This window comes from Rhodoferax sp. RT4P68, from assembly GCF_056521305.1.
Genome location: NZ_JBWMBB010000009.1, coordinates 144,277 through 158,329 on the forward strand (window position 1 = coordinate 144,277; position 14,053 = coordinate 158,329).

Here is a 14,053-nt window from a genome sequence, read left to right on the forward strand (position 1 = left end):
GCGCGCATGCCCGACCGCATGGCCTTCGCACCGATGCATCCCGACGATTCGCCGGGCCACCTGGGGCGCCAGCTGGCGGTTGCGGCTCGGCCTGCATCGTGGATGCGCGTGGGGGTGGCGCGCTGGCAGGCCGGCTCAAGGGCGCCAAGCTTCCGCCCACCTCTTGCGCAGGCTCCTCGCACCGTCCCAGCCCTGGGTCCTGGCAGCCGGCCCGCCAAGTCTGTTCGGCACCTCCACCATGGCGTCTTCACGACGGCGGCGGTGGACGATGACCGCGAGCCCTTGCCCGCGCCGGTGTTGCCGCTCTTGGCACCTGAGGACCGCCGGCGCCACGCGGCGACCACGGGGCGCCGCGACCTGCGCACGGCGCGGGAGCGCAAGTCCCTCGCGCAACGCGCGCATGGAGCCCGAGGTTCCGCCGCTGGACGGCCGTGAGCGCTCGGCGTTCGCGTGCACGAAAATAGCCTGCGCGCACGGGCCACGCGCCATACCGAGTTCAGCCTCCCACGCCATGTCTCGGCCCTTGATGCGCTGTCGCGGGCTTCCATGCCCAGCACCACGCCATCGAGCGGAGCACGGCTGGGCAGCAGCACATCCGTGCCGTCGCCCCGACGTCGACGTGCTCCACTCGCCGGTCGTCCGGGGTCACCGCCACTGCTGCATCCATTGCCGCAGGTCCTCGGCACGCCAGGCGGTGATGCCCTCGGACAACCGCACCGGCTTCGGAAACTCGCCTGACCGCACCCGTCGCCACAGCGTGGACCTGGAGAACGGGATGACGCGCAGGAGCAGCTTCTGCCGCACGAACCCGGTCTCCGGCAGGCCCGCACGTTCGAGCGCAGGTGCATCGGCTGCACGTGGCGCGCTGGGGGTCGAAGGAAATACGTGTTGCATGATCGATCCTTGTGCCGGCTGTCGCCGACTGGAACAGGGATGACCCGCTCTGTCGCGGCCGTCGAGGTCACAAAACGACGTGCCGCCAAGGAACGCTGGATCCTCTGCGCCTGGCCGGCGTTCCGAGGGGCCAGGGTGGCAAGCCGCAAGGCGCAGGGCGCACGGCATCAGCGCCTGCAGACAGCGCGTCCAGGAAGGTCCATGCGGCGGCGGCGGTGGCCGTCGCACGGCGTTGCAAAAGGCAGGTGACGACTGCGACGCGTCCGTTGGGCGTCGCGTGCGCCGCGGCGGGCGGCGTACGCGCCCCACCACTCTAGCGCGCACCGCGCGCTGGCGGATCCACCGCGCGCCAGGGACCCGCCGATGCGGCCCGGAATCCTGGGACTTCGTGCATGGCGATGCGACGCGTTGGCGTCAGACGGATGCGACGGCGCCCTGCTGCATCGCGTCCGTCAGCGGTGGCGCCGTGCCGCGTCCTTCGCAGCGGTGGACGCTTGGGCGTCCTCACGTGCGCAGACCGCCGCTGGCGCCTCTGGCGCGCCCTCATCCGCACCCCCGCGCCGGCCGGCAGCCTCTGCGGACCGGTCCAGTGCATTCATCTTCATCCGCAAGCGACTCGCCTGGCTGCGCGCGCTGTTCGCCACGTCGCGCACCTTGCGCTTCAGGACCGCGCGCTCGTGGTCGATCTACTCGGCGGTGCCGACCTCGTGAATCTCCAGCGTCTGCAGCAGCGGCATCAGCTGGTCCAGCTTGCCGAGAATCTCCAGATAGCGGCGCCCGCTGGACGACAGCACGCCGACCTCCAGGACCATGGGCACGGTGTCGTAGGTCGCCGTCGCCGTGATGCCATGCGCCTGGAACTTCGCCTCGGCCGCATCGCTGGCCTCGTCGATCTGCGCGGCCAGCTGGTCCAGCTGCGCGCGCAGCGTGGTCTCGGCCTTGGCCACTTCGGTCGGGTCCAGCCGCGTGCGCGCGATCACCGAGCGAAGTGGCTGCCGAGCTGGAAGGTGTTGAAGTAACGCACAAACGCGCGCTTGCCGTCGGGACTGGCGAAGCGCGACGGCATCTTCAGGCTGGCGGCTTCGACGCGCCGGAAGTCCGCCTTGTGCTCGCGCGCAAGGATGCGGGCGTTGACGCCCCCCTGGTCATGCTGGACGACTTCGATCTGGGCCATGGCCTCCTCCGGTGCGGATCCTGCGGCCTCCATGATCGGCATCCTGCGGGTGCATCGCCGCGCGGATCAGGCACTGATTTGGGGGGATATCGACGCCAGCCCCGCGGCGAGGTGGCGATCGGGTTGACGCGCCACGGGCCACCGCCTGCTGTGCCTCCCATGCAGTAGCTTGGCCCTGCTTCCCTGGCTAGCCCTGGAGTCAACGACGCCCCCGCTGGAGTCCCTGCGGTGCGGCGTCAGGAGGATCGACCGGACGCGGATGCGGCTTTCGAGGCCGGTCCAGGCCCTGCACCGCTGGCCTGGCGTCGAAAGCTTTCCCGCCGGTCGCTGGCAGACCGACGCACGACGCACCGCGCCGCGCGCAAGCCAGCCTCGTGTCCCGATCCGTCCCGGATCTGATGTTTGCCAACCCCTGGGGGCTCCACGCCCCGCGGGTGCTGGTCGCCTCCTCGTCAACCCTGGAGACCACCATGCTACAAACCGCCGCCTGCGCGCAGGCCCTTGACGTTCGCGTCTGTCCTGCAGGATCGCGTTCGGAGCCCCCGCTCGGTCCAACCGTCCCGGACGCCGTGCCGTCGCTCTGGAGCGAACTGGAGTGCGCAACCGAGCCGTCGGTCGCCGACACCGAGACCGCGCCACCCCTTGAGTGGAGCGAGGAAGAGCTGGTGCTGCTGCATTGGCGCTTGCTCCGGGAGATCCAGCACCTGGCCGAGCCGGACACGCCGCTGGAGGAGAAGCTGGCCACGCTGCGCTGGGTTTTCACCGAGCGCGCCAAGGACGGCCAGCCGTTCTCGTTCGTGTCCTGCCTGCGCGTGGTGGGCTGCAGCCCGCTGTCGTCCCTGCCCTACTGCGGCCTGGTGGACCCCGAGGAGGTCCGCGCCCGCATCCGCGCCGCCGTGAAGCCCTGGCTGCGCGAGACGCTGCCGCGCTACCCGGGCTGGGTACGCGAGGCCGTGCTGGACCACCCGGACTGGGTGGCCGCGCGCCTGGCCGCCCACCCGCAGTGGCTCAACGAGGAGACGCGGCGCATCGCGCGGCAGGGCGACTTCTTCGCCTGACGCGTTCGCCTGACCCATCCACCCCGCGGCGCCGCTCCGACCGGAGCGTCCGCACTTCAGGAGATGACCATGCAGATCCAGGTCCACATCGACGAAGACGGCGCGCTGCGCAACCAGCGCTACGCCTTCAGCCACCGCTTCACGCCCGTGACCGAGCTGCTGCAGAACGCGCGCCGCGCCGGTGCCCGGCACATCGACGTCACCTACGACAGCGAAGCCCTGCGCCTGGTGGTCCAGGACGATGGTTGCGGCCTGCGGGACTTCCAGGCCTTGCTGACCTTGCATCGCTCGGGCTGGCACCGCTCGGGCTGGCACCGCCAGACCCTGGTCGAAGAACATCCGTTCGGCGTCGGCTTCACCCAGTGCCTGTACGCAGCCACGCGCTGCATCGTGCACTCGGGCCACAGCCGTGTCGACATCGACACCGCCGCGGCCCTGCGCCGCGCGCCCTGCGAGGTCGTTCAGACGGACACCGTTGTCCACGGCACGCGCGTGGAGCTGCACGGCGTGGGTCTCGCCGACCTGGACGTGCGCATCGAACGGCTGTGCCAGGGCTTTCCAGTCGACGTCACGTTCAACGGCGAACGCTTGGTGCGTCGATACGCCGAAGACTGACTGGTGTTCGAGACCACGCCGATCGGCGCCGTGCACCTGACCGGACGCTACGACGGCCGCGCCATGCGCGGCATGCTGGGGTTCCTGCAAGGCTTGTGCGTGCACGTGCCGTCCTACTTCGAGACCGACCGCGTCAATGTCGTGCACCTGGATCCGCGCCAATTCGTGGCCCGGCTGCCAGACCGCGACATGCTGATCGATGCCGACCAGCAGCTGCCGCGGATTGAAGCGCAGCTGCACCAGTGCTGGCGCCACCAGCTGCACAAGGCGCAGGCCAGCCTGCCGGAGCGCCAGTACGTCGACACCTACTACCAGACCATGCGCTGCTGGAGCCTGCTGGGACTGCTGAACGACCTGGACGAACTGCCGAGCGCGCTGTTCGAGCGCATCGGCGGCTACCCGGTCCTGGGCCCTGGGTTCGCGCGGCCCTACCTGGACGCGATGGCCACGGCGCCCTGCTGCGCGGACCTCGCCACGACCGGGTGCGCCTGGTCGCGCTGGAGAACCCGCATGCGGACAACGCGGCGCACTGGATCCTGGCCCGCGCGCACCACTGGCTGGTGGTCCGGACCCCCGGGCTGGACGCCTGCCATTGGGCGCAACGCCACATCCGCATGCTGGACGACGCCCCCGCCGACGTCGAGGCGCTGGACGTGCAGACGCAGGGGCGACTGGACGGCCGGGTGGTGTCCGCTCGGTCGATGCGATGCTGCTGCTCGCCAGCTACCGGCTCGCTGGTCTGTTGGCCTGGCTGCCCGGGCTTCTGCCGATCGCGCTCGCAGCCGCGGGCGATGGCGCGCTCCGCCGTTTGATCAAGGCTAAGGAGTTCCTGCAGCACGATCCCGAATGGTTCGCCGTGTGGTGTTGCCTGCTCATCGTGGTCGCGTGCGGAGCGGTCGTGGCGCTGGTGGTGCCCCGGGCCCTGCATCCGCTGACCTTCGCCTTGGTACCCATCGCAGGGTCTCTACTGCTCGGCTTGCCGATCTCAAGCTTTCATCGGCGCGCGTAGGGGCGCCCTCCACGGTCTCCTGCTTTCGTGCGGGCGTTCGCATGCCCCTGACCACTGCAGACTGAGTGCGCCTGCGCGCAGGGAATGTTGACCCCCCACAGCTGTTCACTTCAGCGACTCCAAGAGCACACGCAGTACGCCCGCATGCGCCGCTTCACCCTTGGGTGATCGAGGACGTGGCGAAAGTTCTGCGGGCGACCAGCAAATCTGCCAGCGGGGGCGGCAACTTGCATCAGCCCGGCCGATCCCGTACGCTGGCCTGGCGTCCACATGCAACGCCCGAGCCCTTGCGGGCTGCCGGGCCGGTCTGCCGGGCGCGCAAAGGAGACCCGCCATGCCAAGCCGATCGAACGGACCCGCGGCCGACATGCAAGTAATGCGAACGCTTGCGTTCGTTGGTGCCGCGGCCGCCGGCAAGAGTTCTCTTGCCGAGGCCCTGCTGTACAAGGCGGGGGCCATCGGCGCGTGCGGCAGCATCGAGCGCGGCAGCACCGTCAGCGATTTCGACCCGCTGGAGCGCCGCATGCAGCACTCGCTCAACGCATCGGTGATGCACCTCACGCATGCCGGCACGCGCGTCCACTTCATCGACACGCCCGGCGGCCCCGACTTCCTGGGCCAGAGCCTGCCGGCGCTGGAGGCGGTCGAGACGGCGGCGGTGGTCATCAATGCCGCCGCCGGCATCGAGCCGATGGCGGTGCGCATGATGGCGTATGCGGCCTCGCGCCACCTCGCCCGCATGATCATCGTCACCAAGATCGATGCGCAAGGCGTCTCGCTGGCGGGCCTGCTGGCCGACATCCAGGCCACCTTCGGCCGCGAATGCCTGCCGCTGAACCTGCCCGACGGGGTCAACCGGCAGGTCGTGGACTGCTTCTTCAACCGCTTCGGGCGCTCCGACTTCGGCCCCGTCGAAGCGGCGCACCGCGCCCTGGTGGAGCAGGTGGTCGAGGTCGATGCGGCCTTCGTCGACCGCTACCTCGAGGAGGGCGACGTGGATCCGGCCGAGCTGCACGCGCCGCTCGAGCAGGCGCTGCGCGAAGGCCACCTGATCCCGGTGTGCTTCGTCTCGTCGCGCAGCGGCGCCGGCGTGGCCGAGTTGCTGGACGTGATCGTCAAGCTGCTGCCCGACGCGATCGAGGCCAACCCGCCGGACTTCATCGTGGGCGAGGGTGACGAGGCCAAGCCCATGGAGGTCAAGCCCGATCCGACGCTGCATGTGCTGGCGCATGTGTTCAAGGTGACCATCGACCCCTATGTCGGCAAGATGGGCATCTTGCGCGTGCACCAGGGCACGGTCACGCGCGACAGCCAGCTCTACATCGGCGACGGCCGCAAGCCCTTCAAGGTTGGGCATTTGTTCATGCTCCAGGGCAAGGACCACGTCGAGGTGTCGCACGCGGTGCCGGGCGACATCGTGGCAGTGGCCAAGGTCGATGAGATCCATTTCGATGCTGTGCTGCACGATGCGGCGGAGGACAGCCATGTGCATCTCGCGCCGCTGGCGTTCCCAGTGCCGGTGTACGGCCTGGCCGTGGAGCCCAGGCGCCATGGTGACGAGCAGCGCGCCTGGGAGATCCTCGGCAAGCTCGCGGCCGAAGACCCGTGCCTGCGCATCGAGCATGTGGCCGCGACCAACGAGACGGTGCTGTACGGGCTGGGCGAACTGCACCTGCGCATCGTGCTCGAACGCCTGCGCGAGGTGTACCGCTTCGAGGTCCAGACGCGGCCGCCGCGCATCGCCTACCGCGAGACCGTGACCGCGCCGGCCGAGGGCCACCACCGCCACAAGAAGCAGAGCGGCGGCGCCGGCCAGTTCGCCGAGGTCTTCCTGCGCATCGAGCCGCTCGCGCGCGGCGCGGGCTTCGAGTTCGCAGACGAAGTCCGGGGCGGCACGATCCCGGGCCAATTCATCCCCGCCATCGAGAAGGGCGTGCGCGAGGTGCTGGCGTGCGGCGCGATCGCCGGCTACCCCGTGGTCGATGTGCGCGTCGTGGTGCACGACGGCAAGCACCACAGCGTGGACAGCAAGGACATCGCCTTCGAGACCGCCGGCCGCAAGGCCTTCATGGCGGCGATTCGCGAGGCCCGGCCGGCCGTGCTCGAGCCCATCGTCCAAGTCGAGATCGCCGTGCCCGAACATTCCGTGGGCGACGTCACGAGCGACCTGTCGTCGCGGCGCGGCGTGGTCACCGGCACCTCGGGCCTCGTGGCCGGCACGGTGGCCATCGGCGGGCAGGTGCCCGAGGCCGAGCTGGCCGGTTATCAGTCGCGGCTCAATGCGATGACCAGCGGGCAGGGCCGCTACACCATCGCGTTGTCGCACTACGAAGCCGTGCCGCCGGCCGTCCAGCAGACGCTGATGGGCCAGTACCGGGTGCGTGAGGACGACTAGGAGAGGCTCAGGGCCGTTCGATGCAGACGTTCGATTTCAACGACTGCCGACACCCCTCGTTTCCCATCATTTCCCGCCAGAGTAAGCCAGTGTGTAGTCCACGCAGGCCTTCAGTTTGAGGCGGTTGCTGGCGACGACTCGGGTCGTCAGCAGTTGCCCCGCTCGCAGGTCCCTCGTCCGGCGATAGGACAGCGTCGCTTTCGTCCTTCGCAAGGAATGCGTCCCCTAGTCCGCGCGGTCCAACCCCAGCTCCGCGACCCAGTGGCCGAGAATCCGGGCGTACTGCCGCGTCCTTAAGTGTGGCGATTCGAGCCAGCCGGGGAACAGGAAGTCATCCGAACTCAACCCAGCTTGCTTGATCCAGGCCGCCAGAGCCTTCCGGGTGGCGGCAGTGATCTCGAGCCGGACCGGGCGCTGCGTCTCATGCTGCATGACGATGGCACGCAAGGCAACTTGTTCGGCGTGGCACACGTCACGGACCTTCAGCAACGAGGTCGCACCCGCGCAGTTCGCTGTCAATCCCCAGACTGAAGAGCGCAAGCTCGCGGACTCGTCCTTCCATTTGAAGGCGAACGCGCAGTGCTCAAATGTCTTTCAGCTTGAACGGTGCCTTCTGTCCAAAAGTCGGACGGTCACGATTCCGCCGATCAGGCCGTGCTTCTCAGCGAATACTGCACCGGGATGAGCCCCTGCAGCCCCAGCTTGATGCGCTCGTGGTTGTAGCAAGCCGCCCGGCGGCGCAAGCTGCACGTTGGCCAGTGGATTTCATGCGCTCCGTGGTCCATGGCCTTGATCCCCGCGACAGCTGGGAGCGCTACTTCCCTTGCCCTGCCCTCCCCGCGCGCCCTTCGGTCTCGTCGGCTGCGGGCTGGCCTGCGGGTTGTCGTTGCGCGCGTTCATGGCGCGCGCCGCGACAGCACGGCGGTCAAGTGGATGCGAGCGTGCGCTGCGAGTAGCGCGGCCGGCGTGTCGTGCTGCGTGGCCATCACCCGGTCGTGTACGCGCTGCCGGTGTTGCCATTGGCGCCGGCACGCATGAGCGGTCAGGCCCCCACACGACGCTGTCCAGTGCGCTGCGAGCCCGCCTCGGTCATCGTGAACTCGGGCCACTGCAGGCCCCACCGGTCGATCACCGCCCTCACCCGCTGGTCGCCGTCGCGCACCAGGCGGTGCAGGTCTGCCTGGTCCCAGCATAGCGCGTCGATACACAGCAGCATGTCGTCCCTGACGGCTTCGTCGCCCGCGGCCACACGCAGACAGCTGCCAGCGACCGCCTTCGGCAATCTGTCTATCAAGGCGCCAGCGTACGCGGTCGCTCCGACTCAAACCTAGCGAGCAATCTTTCGGTCAATATTTGCCACGACGCCTGAACGAAGGGTGATGATCGTCAGCGTCTGCGGGTCTCGAAAGTGCGGGAAGTAGGTCCAAGTCTTTTCCTCCGGTTGCCCCTTGACGTTATTCACAAACGCCTCGTGGTCCGGCTTGCCGATCTTCAGCAGAACCTCGCCTTCCGCCATGCCCTTTCGGAGAAATCCGCGGTCTCGGGGATCCACCGCCAGTGCGCAGACCGATGCGGCACAAAGCAATGAGGCCGCAAGTGCTCTTACAACAAACATACAGTGCTCCAAGGTTGTTCTGAAAGTCATGAGCTGGCTGAGCGGTGGCAAGCTAGATCCATTGCGCTGTCAAAGCCAATGATGAGCGCAATTATTCCCCGCCCGGCGCGTCGGCTCGGCCATGTCTAAGCGACCAACTGGCTTGGCCTTCGCCCATGGGAGCAAAGGCGCTACGCGCGTCACGCGAGATCTGGCGTTTCGCGGCGGCGAATTTGTCGGATGTGTTCATAGCGACTCCCTCAGGTAAGGTCTTGGACAGGCTTGGCGAATGGCAGAAAGGGGGCTCACCCATGGTGCGTTCTGGCTGTGATGCGCAGTCGGGACAGCTCTGCTTGCTGGTATGGCTCGGCCCTAACGCCACTGGTGTCGCTCACGTCGAAGCCGATGTCGCGCAGTGTGCGCAGATCGAGTTCGTGCAGCGAGGTGCTGCGCGACGCCAAAGAGGTGCGGGCCAGACGGAGTACGTTGGACAGCGCGGCCCGGCAGTGGATGTGCCACGGAAGGGCGGTTGAGACCGAGGGGTTCATGGAGCACTCCTAAAGCAGGACCACGCCGAGCAGCGGCCCCGGTTCGCCGAGCGCGAGCAGCGCCGCGCTGGCGGGCAGCACGGCAACCAAGATCACGATCGCGGGCCAGTACGTTGGGCGTTGGGTCATGGCAGGGCCTGGTGGTTGGCGCCAATCGGGTTGATCGGCAGGACGTATTTCGCCGCGCGGCGATTGCTTGTGTGTTGCGCCTGGGCGGTGGGTGATTGCGGATGAAACGAGAAGGCTGCGCCGCGTTGCCGCGGCGCCGCGGCCGTCCTCAGCGATACATCAGCCCTGACAGCCGCCAAGCCATCGCACACCGGATCGCTGGCAGTCGCGCCAACAGCGACAGCAACAGGTTGCGAGCAGAGCGCAGGCCGCGTGGCAGAGTTGCCAGGCGTGTCAGTCGGTCGGCGAAGGCCACGATCTGCTGCGCGATTGGGCGCCGCTCGTTGCCGTAGGCGTCGAGCGCGGCGGCATCGCCACCCAAAGCACGGGCCAGCGCAGCGGTCAGGCTCATCGCGTCGAGGATCCCGGCGTTCATGCCCTGGCCGCCGGCCGGGCTGTGGACATGCGCGGCGTCGCCGGCCAGCACCACGCGGCCGACGCGGTAGACGTCGGCCACGCGGTGTTGCAGGCGAAAGCGCGAGCTCCACAGGACGTCGCCCTGCACAGTGGCTCGGGCCGAAGCAGGCCCGCGCGCGTCGAGCAGCGTCTGCACATAGGCTGCGTCGGGCTGCTCCGGCGCTTCTTCGACCGTGGCGACGATGCGGTGGACCCCGCCGGGCAAGGGCGCCAGCACCAGCATGCCTGTCGGCGAGAAGAAGAGGATCACCTCGTGCCGGGGCCAGGCGGCGTTGTCGTCAAGCCGCACGTCGGCAAGCACGAACGATTCGCTGTCACTTCCTCCGACGAAGCCGATGCCGCTGGCTTCCCTGACCACGCTGTGAGCCCCGTCGGCGCCCGCCAGCCAGCGGGCACGAATGATCGTGCCGTCGTCGAGCGTGGCATGGACGCAGTCCTCGCTCTGCGTCAACGCGGCCAGAGTCCGTGGCCGCAAGACCTCGCCCCCGAGTTCAACGAGCCGGGCGTTGAGGACTTTTTCCAGTGACCGCCTGCGACAGCGTCAGCGTGTAGGGATAGGCGGCCGGCAGCGGTGCAAAGTCGATCGGCACCAGCACCCGGTCGCGATCTCGGATCGTGAAGCGATGCGCCTGGATGCCACGCAACAACAAGTGCGGCGTCACGCCCAGCAGCTCCAGCTTCTCCAGCGCGCGGGCGTGGATCACCGCTGCACGCGAGGTGTTGGCGCCTTGCGCCTGGCGGTCGATGACGGTGGCGCGGATGCCTAGCCGCAGCAACGCGGCAGCGAGGGTGAGGCCAGTGGGTCCGGCGCCGACGATGAGGATGTCGGTGTCAGGGGCGGGGGACGGTGCATAGGTTGTCCTTTCGAGTGGGGCACCGCCGTCAGTGGTCGACAAGGGTCGATGCGGCGGCGCCAGAACTGCATTGCGGCTCAGCGCCCGAGAGATTGCGCGGGCTCGAGGTCGGGGATGACCGGCTGATTCACCTGCGCACCGCTGAGATCAGCAGGCCGATCGACGACGACAAAATGGCGACGCGCTGCTGACGTTGCTTTCGCCCAAGAGTAGCGAGGGGTAGGCAGCTTCTTGCCAGGATGAAGTCGCAGCCCCAAAGCAGCGGCCACTGTTCGCGTGGCGGGCCGACACCTTCATGCAGAAGCGACTAGGCCGTATCGGCGCAACGAGTCAGCGCTCAGTGCCGGGCCGGCGGAATTTCCCATCAACCCTCGCCCGCTCCCGAGCCGGCTTCCCAAGGAGTCAAAAGTGTCGCAACCGGCCAGCCCGTCGCTCAATCTCCAGAAGGGCCTGCGTCGGGCAAAGCAAAGTGGAATATTCATGTCATGGCACGCCCGGCCATACGGGCGCAGGTCGCTGCAGGCCTGCACCAGGTGGTGCAGGCGCGCAGCACCGTCGAGCTGATACTAACTTGCGTTCAAAGATATAGAAGTTATCCAGCTGAACCCTGTCATTGATTGGGTTCTGTCAGGGTCGGATTCAAGTGACACGAGCCCCCGGGCGAGCGCAACTTCGACAGCGTCAAGGTCTGCGAAGACGTGGTTGGCAAAGCGCTCTTCGCGTACCGCTTCCCATAGGTGCTCGGCTGGATTGAGTTCTGGGCTGTAGGGCGGCAGGTAGATCAGCCGCATGTTGGCTGGCACCGCCAAGTCACCGGCCAGGTGCCAGCCGGCTTGGTCCATGACCATCATGATGAATTGCTCGGCATGACGCTCGGCAACCTCGGCCAGGAACAACGACATCGTCTCGGCGTTTACCCACGGCAGGACGAGGCTGTCCATGACGCCGTCATGCGGGCTGACCGCGCTGAAGGCATAGATGTACTTGCGCTCCAGTCGCGCACCGACCACAGGGCGCGTGTTGTGTGGCGCCCAGCAACGCCGCGGAGTGCCCAGCAGCCCGAATCGTCCTTCGTCCTGGAACATCAGCCGCACCGTGCGGCCCTGCTCAGCCTGGCGCGCGACCTCTCGGCGTACCTGGCGGCGAAGTTTTTTTAAAGGCGGCCTGTGCCGCGACGTCAGCCTTGGGATGCCTGGGGCGGGGCACGACCTTGCGCCAGCCGTGACGGTCAAGGAGCCGGTAGATCGTCGAGGGCGCCACTGCCTTGCCCACCTGCTCCTGGTAGGCAAGCTGGATCTCCGCGACCGTCAACATTCCGCCGGCCTGGGCTCGTTCCACGAAAGGCGCGAGCAGGGCCTGCTCCCGGTCTGCGCTGAGGTGCTGATGGCGTCTGCCGCCTCTGCCTCGAAGCTCGAAGATGGCATCTCCCTCCTTGGCAAACCGCGAGTGCAAGACATGCACTGTGGCCGTCGACCAGCCCAGCAGATGCGCAATCTCGGCCGCCGAACTGCCCAAGGTGGCTCGGATCAGAACGCACTGGATGCGTTGGTACTCCGAGTGGCTATTGGCTTGCTTGAGCCGCTCCGCCAAGCGCGCCACCGTCGCCTTGTCGCCATTGATCAGATTCATCATCCACGACTCCTTGAAGTACGTGGACGGACATCATATCTAAATTATTGAACGCAAATTGGTATGAGAGGCTTGCGATTGGGCGACGACGCACAGTCCACGGTCGACGTGCCGATCAAGGCGATGCGGGAGCCGAAGTCTCTGGCCGGACTGGTGATGATCTTCCGTGATGTTATCCAGCCTGCGAAGCGCAGGCGCGGCAAAGCTGGCGCAGTCGACCCAGTCACCGCCGAGGAACTCCAACGCTGGAAGGACGAAATACACGCGTTGCGACAGGAGATGGCCACCTCGGCGGAGGAACTGCAGGCGGCTAACGAGGAACTGCAATCGACCAATGAAGAACTGCAGTCGGCCAACGAAGAACTGACCACTTCGAAGGAAGAGTCGCAGTCGATGAACGAGGAAATGCAAACGCTCAACGGGGAGCTTCAATCTAAGCGCGATGACTTGGCCTTGGCGCAAAGCGACATGCAGAACCTAATGAACAGCACCGACATTGCCACGCTGTTCCTGGACGTGCGTTGAACGTGCGTCGGTACACCGACCAGATCGCGCGAATCGTCCACCTCTCTGCCCAGGGATGACCTGGAAACGTGGCTATCGCGCTCGCGTGTGCCCGCTCGAATAGCTCCGGCCAGTTGAAAAGTCTCACTTTCGCTGCTTCCGCCGCACGCCTTGGACTGCCACCTCCCGCCGTCCCAATGTCTCGGAGCGAGTCCTGGTTGAAGGTTACTGGATCGTCTTGGCGACCGCGGCATGAACGGGATACGTTAACTAATTCCTTCAACTAGTCGAAGCTTCCTTCTCGCTGAGAGTGGCGAGCCTACATCGGCGCAGAAACGTCCTGCTACAACACAAGGAGCACCCGCCGCCCCGGCGGTTGTCGCACGGTCTGGGCGAGATACCGGCCCGGCGCCGGACCGTTACACTTTCCAGCACCATGGAAACCATCCTCGTTTGGCTGCTGATCAACGTTGGCAGCGCCGTCTACAGCGGACAGGCAACTGCCGTACTGGCCACCTTCGCAGCGCACGACGAATGTGAACGGGTTGCACTGGTCATCAGAGAGGCGAGAGACGGGCAACAGCCACTGATCCGCTGTGTCGAAGCCCGTATCGTCAAACCGTGATCAGGCGATGGCCGTGGCGGCCGTTCCCCAGGTGGAACGCGTCTGGTCATCAATCAGCGTCGGCTAGGTGCTCGCTGCGCGAACAGCTCCTGCTCCAACCGGACCGTTTCGGCTTCTCGGTGTTCGCGGATCAGCTCGGCGATCACACGTTCCTCGGCGCCGTTACCAGCCGAGAAGGCAGTCTCGATGGCGCGCGGCACCTTGGACTTCGTGCCCGCATTCGCGCTAGGAAGGGCTGCTGATAGGCCGGGAAGATCAAGCGCGCCCCTGGTTCGCGCATATAGCGCCGGTGGCTGGATTCGACCTGGGGTGAGTAACAAATGGGCGGGATCGTACGCGCGAGCTTTCACGCTCGCGCGACGGGAAGATCTGTCCAGCGCGTCGTGTAGTCGGCGTTCGCAGATCCTGGCGCATCGACCAGATGCGCGCCTCGCCTGCCGTTCCCGCGCCGGCCAGCATCACGGTGCGGCACCCGTGCCGTGTGTTGATCGCGTCCAAGGCTGACATGAGCGGGCCCCTGTCCTTGCCTGCGTCGTCCAGTCCCACCTGCCTTGTTCTACCGCCGCGGT

At 67.1% G+C, this 14,053-nt stretch carries 19 protein-coding genes and 1 pseudogene; 7 read left to right on the forward strand and 13 right to left on the reverse strand.

Annotated elements, in window-relative coordinates; translation table 11 throughout:
• Window positions 1-645 precede the first annotated feature (645 nt).
• The 3 genes from AC099J_RS19690 to AC099J_RS19700 all read right to left on the reverse strand — a co-directional run bounded on the left by AC099J_RS19690 (window position 646) and on the right by AC099J_RS19700 (window position 2,068).
• Window positions 646-894, reverse strand: a complete 249-nt coding sequence (locus tag AC099J_RS19690) for a helix-turn-helix transcriptional regulator (protein WP_479616967.1) — start codon at window positions 892-894, stop codon at window positions 646-648.
• 686 nt (window positions 895-1,580) lie between these two features.
• The gene (locus tag AC099J_RS19695) at window positions 1,581-1,874 is read right to left on the reverse strand and encodes a hypothetical protein (protein WP_479616968.1); all 294 of its coding nucleotides are present in this window, start codon (window positions 1,872-1,874) and stop codon (window positions 1,581-1,583) included.
• The gene (locus AC099J_RS19700) at window positions 1,871-2,068 is read right to left on the reverse strand and encodes a hypothetical protein (RefSeq protein ID WP_479616969.1); all 198 of its coding nucleotides are present in this window, start codon (window positions 2,066-2,068) and stop codon (window positions 1,871-1,873) included. Before AC099J_RS19700 ends, AC099J_RS19695 begins: the two co-directional genes overlap by 4 nt.
• A gap of 569 nt (window positions 2,069-2,637) precedes the next feature.
• On the opposite strand from AC099J_RS19700, the gene AC099J_RS19705 reads away from it, so the two are divergent.
• The 5 genes from AC099J_RS19705 to fusA all read left to right on the forward strand — a co-directional run bounded on the left by AC099J_RS19705 (window position 2,638) and on the right by fusA (window position 7,145).
• Window positions 2,638-3,126 (forward strand): hypothetical protein, encoded by a 489-nt coding sequence (locus AC099J_RS19705; RefSeq protein ID WP_479616970.1) that lies wholly within the window; start codon window positions 2,638-2,640, stop codon window positions 3,124-3,126.
• A 69-nt stretch (window positions 3,127-3,195) separates the two neighbouring features.
• Window positions 3,196-3,741 (forward strand): ATP-binding protein, encoded by a 546-nt coding sequence (locus AC099J_RS19710; RefSeq protein WP_479616971.1) that lies wholly within the window; start codon window positions 3,196-3,198, stop codon window positions 3,739-3,741.
• Between the two features lie 3 nt (window positions 3,742-3,744).
• Window positions 3,745-4,563, forward strand: coding sequence for a hypothetical protein (locus tag AC099J_RS19715; RefSeq protein WP_479617107.1), 819 nt, complete (start codon window positions 3,745-3,747; stop codon window positions 4,561-4,563).
• Window positions 4,448-4,750: an IncC plasmid conjugative DNA transfer DtrJ family protein gene (locus AC099J_RS19720; RefSeq protein ID WP_479616972.1), complete on the forward strand. Its 303-nt coding sequence runs from the start codon at window positions 4,448-4,450 to the stop codon at window positions 4,748-4,750. The genes AC099J_RS19715 and AC099J_RS19720 overlap by 116 nt, the downstream gene beginning before the upstream one ends.
• 334 nt (window positions 4,751-5,084) lie before the next feature.
• On the forward strand, window positions 5,085-7,145 hold the full coding sequence (gene fusA, locus AC099J_RS19725) for an elongation factor G (protein ID WP_479616973.1): 2,061 nt from the start codon (window positions 5,085-5,087) through the stop codon (window positions 7,143-7,145).
• 147 nt (window positions 7,146-7,292) lie between these two features.
• Here fusA and AC099J_RS19730 read toward each other — a convergent pair.
• The 8 genes and pseudogenes from AC099J_RS19730 to AC099J_RS19765 form a co-directional block, all read right to left on the reverse strand.
• Window positions 7,293-7,764: pseudogene (locus tag AC099J_RS19730) on the reverse strand (tyrosine-type recombinase/integrase); the annotation flags it as partial.
• A 423-nt stretch (window positions 7,765-8,187) separates the two neighbouring features.
• Entirely contained in the window at window positions 8,188-8,394 is a 207-nt protein-coding gene (locus AC099J_RS19735; RefSeq protein WP_479617099.1) for a DUF7673 family protein, read from the reverse strand.
• Window positions 8,395-8,472: 78 nt separating this feature from the next.
• Window positions 8,473-8,760 (reverse strand): hypothetical protein, encoded by a 288-nt coding sequence (locus tag AC099J_RS19740; RefSeq protein ID WP_479616974.1) that lies wholly within the window; start codon window positions 8,758-8,760, stop codon window positions 8,473-8,475.
• A gap of 284 nt (window positions 8,761-9,044) precedes the next feature.
• Window positions 9,045-9,287, reverse strand: coding sequence for a hypothetical protein (locus tag AC099J_RS19745; protein ID WP_479616975.1), 243 nt, complete (start codon window positions 9,285-9,287; stop codon window positions 9,045-9,047).
• Between the two features lie 277 nt (window positions 9,288-9,564).
• A complete protein-coding gene (locus AC099J_RS19750) occupies window positions 9,565-10,347 on the reverse strand; it encodes an FAD-dependent monooxygenase (protein WP_479616976.1) in 783 nt (260 codons plus the stop codon).
• A gap of 16 nt (window positions 10,348-10,363) precedes the next feature.
• Window positions 10,364-10,768, reverse strand: coding sequence for an FAD-dependent oxidoreductase (locus AC099J_RS19755; protein ID WP_479616977.1), 405 nt, complete (start codon window positions 10,766-10,768; stop codon window positions 10,364-10,366).
• Window positions 10,769-11,292: 524 nt separating this feature from the next.
• Entirely contained in the window at window positions 11,293-11,916 is a 624-nt protein-coding gene (locus tag AC099J_RS19760) for an IS630 family transposase (RefSeq protein ID WP_479617100.1), read from the reverse strand.
• On the reverse strand, window positions 11,834-12,358 hold the full coding sequence (locus tag AC099J_RS19765) for a winged helix-turn-helix domain-containing protein (protein ID WP_479616978.1): 525 nt from the start codon (window positions 12,356-12,358) through the stop codon (window positions 11,834-11,836). The genes AC099J_RS19760 and AC099J_RS19765 overlap by 83 nt, the downstream gene beginning before the upstream one ends.
• A 75-nt stretch (window positions 12,359-12,433) precedes the next feature.
• On the opposite strand from AC099J_RS19765, the gene AC099J_RS19770 reads away from it, so the two are divergent.
• Both AC099J_RS19770 and AC099J_RS19775 read left to right on the forward strand, forming a co-directional pair.
• On the forward strand, window positions 12,434-12,880 hold the full coding sequence (locus AC099J_RS19770; protein WP_479616979.1) for a coiled-coil domain-containing protein: 447 nt from the start codon (window positions 12,434-12,436) through the stop codon (window positions 12,878-12,880).
• Window positions 12,881-13,295: 415 nt separating this feature from the next.
• Entirely contained in the window at window positions 13,296-13,484 is a 189-nt protein-coding gene (locus AC099J_RS19775; protein WP_479616980.1) for a hypothetical protein, read from the forward strand.
• A gap of 53 nt (window positions 13,485-13,537) precedes the next feature.
• Here the strand turns inward: AC099J_RS19775 and AC099J_RS19780 are convergent, their stop codons facing one another.
• Window positions 13,538-13,684, reverse strand: coding sequence for a hypothetical protein (locus tag AC099J_RS19780; protein ID WP_479616981.1), 147 nt, complete (start codon window positions 13,682-13,684; stop codon window positions 13,538-13,540).
• Between the two features lie 55 nt (window positions 13,685-13,739).
• The gene (locus AC099J_RS19785; RefSeq protein ID WP_479616982.1) at window positions 13,740-13,991 is read right to left on the reverse strand and encodes a DUF4113 domain-containing protein; all 252 of its coding nucleotides are present in this window, start codon (window positions 13,989-13,991) and stop codon (window positions 13,740-13,742) included.
• Between the last annotated feature and the right edge of the window lie 62 nt (window positions 13,992-14,053).

Bases quoted from the DNA above. Each gene is read 5' to 3' on its own strand.
- AC099J_RS19775 (WP_479616980.1), top strand. From the start codon at position 13,296: ATGGAAACCATCCTCGTTTGGCTGCTGATCAACGTTGGCAGCGCCGTC.
- AC099J_RS19745 (WP_479616975.1), bottom strand. From the start codon at position 9,287: ATGAACCCCTCGGTCTCAACCGCCCTTCCGTGGCACATCCACTGCCGG.
- AC099J_RS19700 (WP_479616969.1), bottom strand. From the start codon at position 2,068: ATGGCCCAGATCGAAGTCGTCCAGCATGACCAGGGGGGCGTCAACGCC.
- AC099J_RS19785 (WP_479616982.1), bottom strand. From the start codon at position 13,991: ATGTCAGCCTTGGACGCGATCAACACACGGCACGGGTGCCGCACCGTG.
- AC099J_RS19690 (WP_479616967.1), bottom strand. From the start codon at position 894: ATGCAACACGTATTTCCTTCGACCCCCAGCGCGCCACGTGCAGCCGAT.
- AC099J_RS19720 (WP_479616972.1), top strand. From the start codon at position 4,448: ATGCTGCTGCTCGCCAGCTACCGGCTCGCTGGTCTGTTGGCCTGGCTG.
- AC099J_RS19710 (WP_479616971.1), top strand. From the start codon at position 3,196: ATGCAGATCCAGGTCCACATCGACGAAGACGGCGCGCTGCGCAACCAG.
- AC099J_RS19740 (WP_479616974.1), bottom strand. From the start codon at position 8,760: ATGTTTGTTGTAAGAGCACTTGCGGCCTCATTGCTTTGTGCCGCATCG.
- AC099J_RS19765 (WP_479616978.1), bottom strand. From the start codon at position 12,358: ATGATGAATCTGATCAATGGCGACAAGGCGACGGTGGCGCGCTTGGCG.
- fusA (WP_479616973.1), top strand. From the start codon at position 5,085: ATGCCAAGCCGATCGAACGGACCCGCGGCCGACATGCAAGTAATGCGA.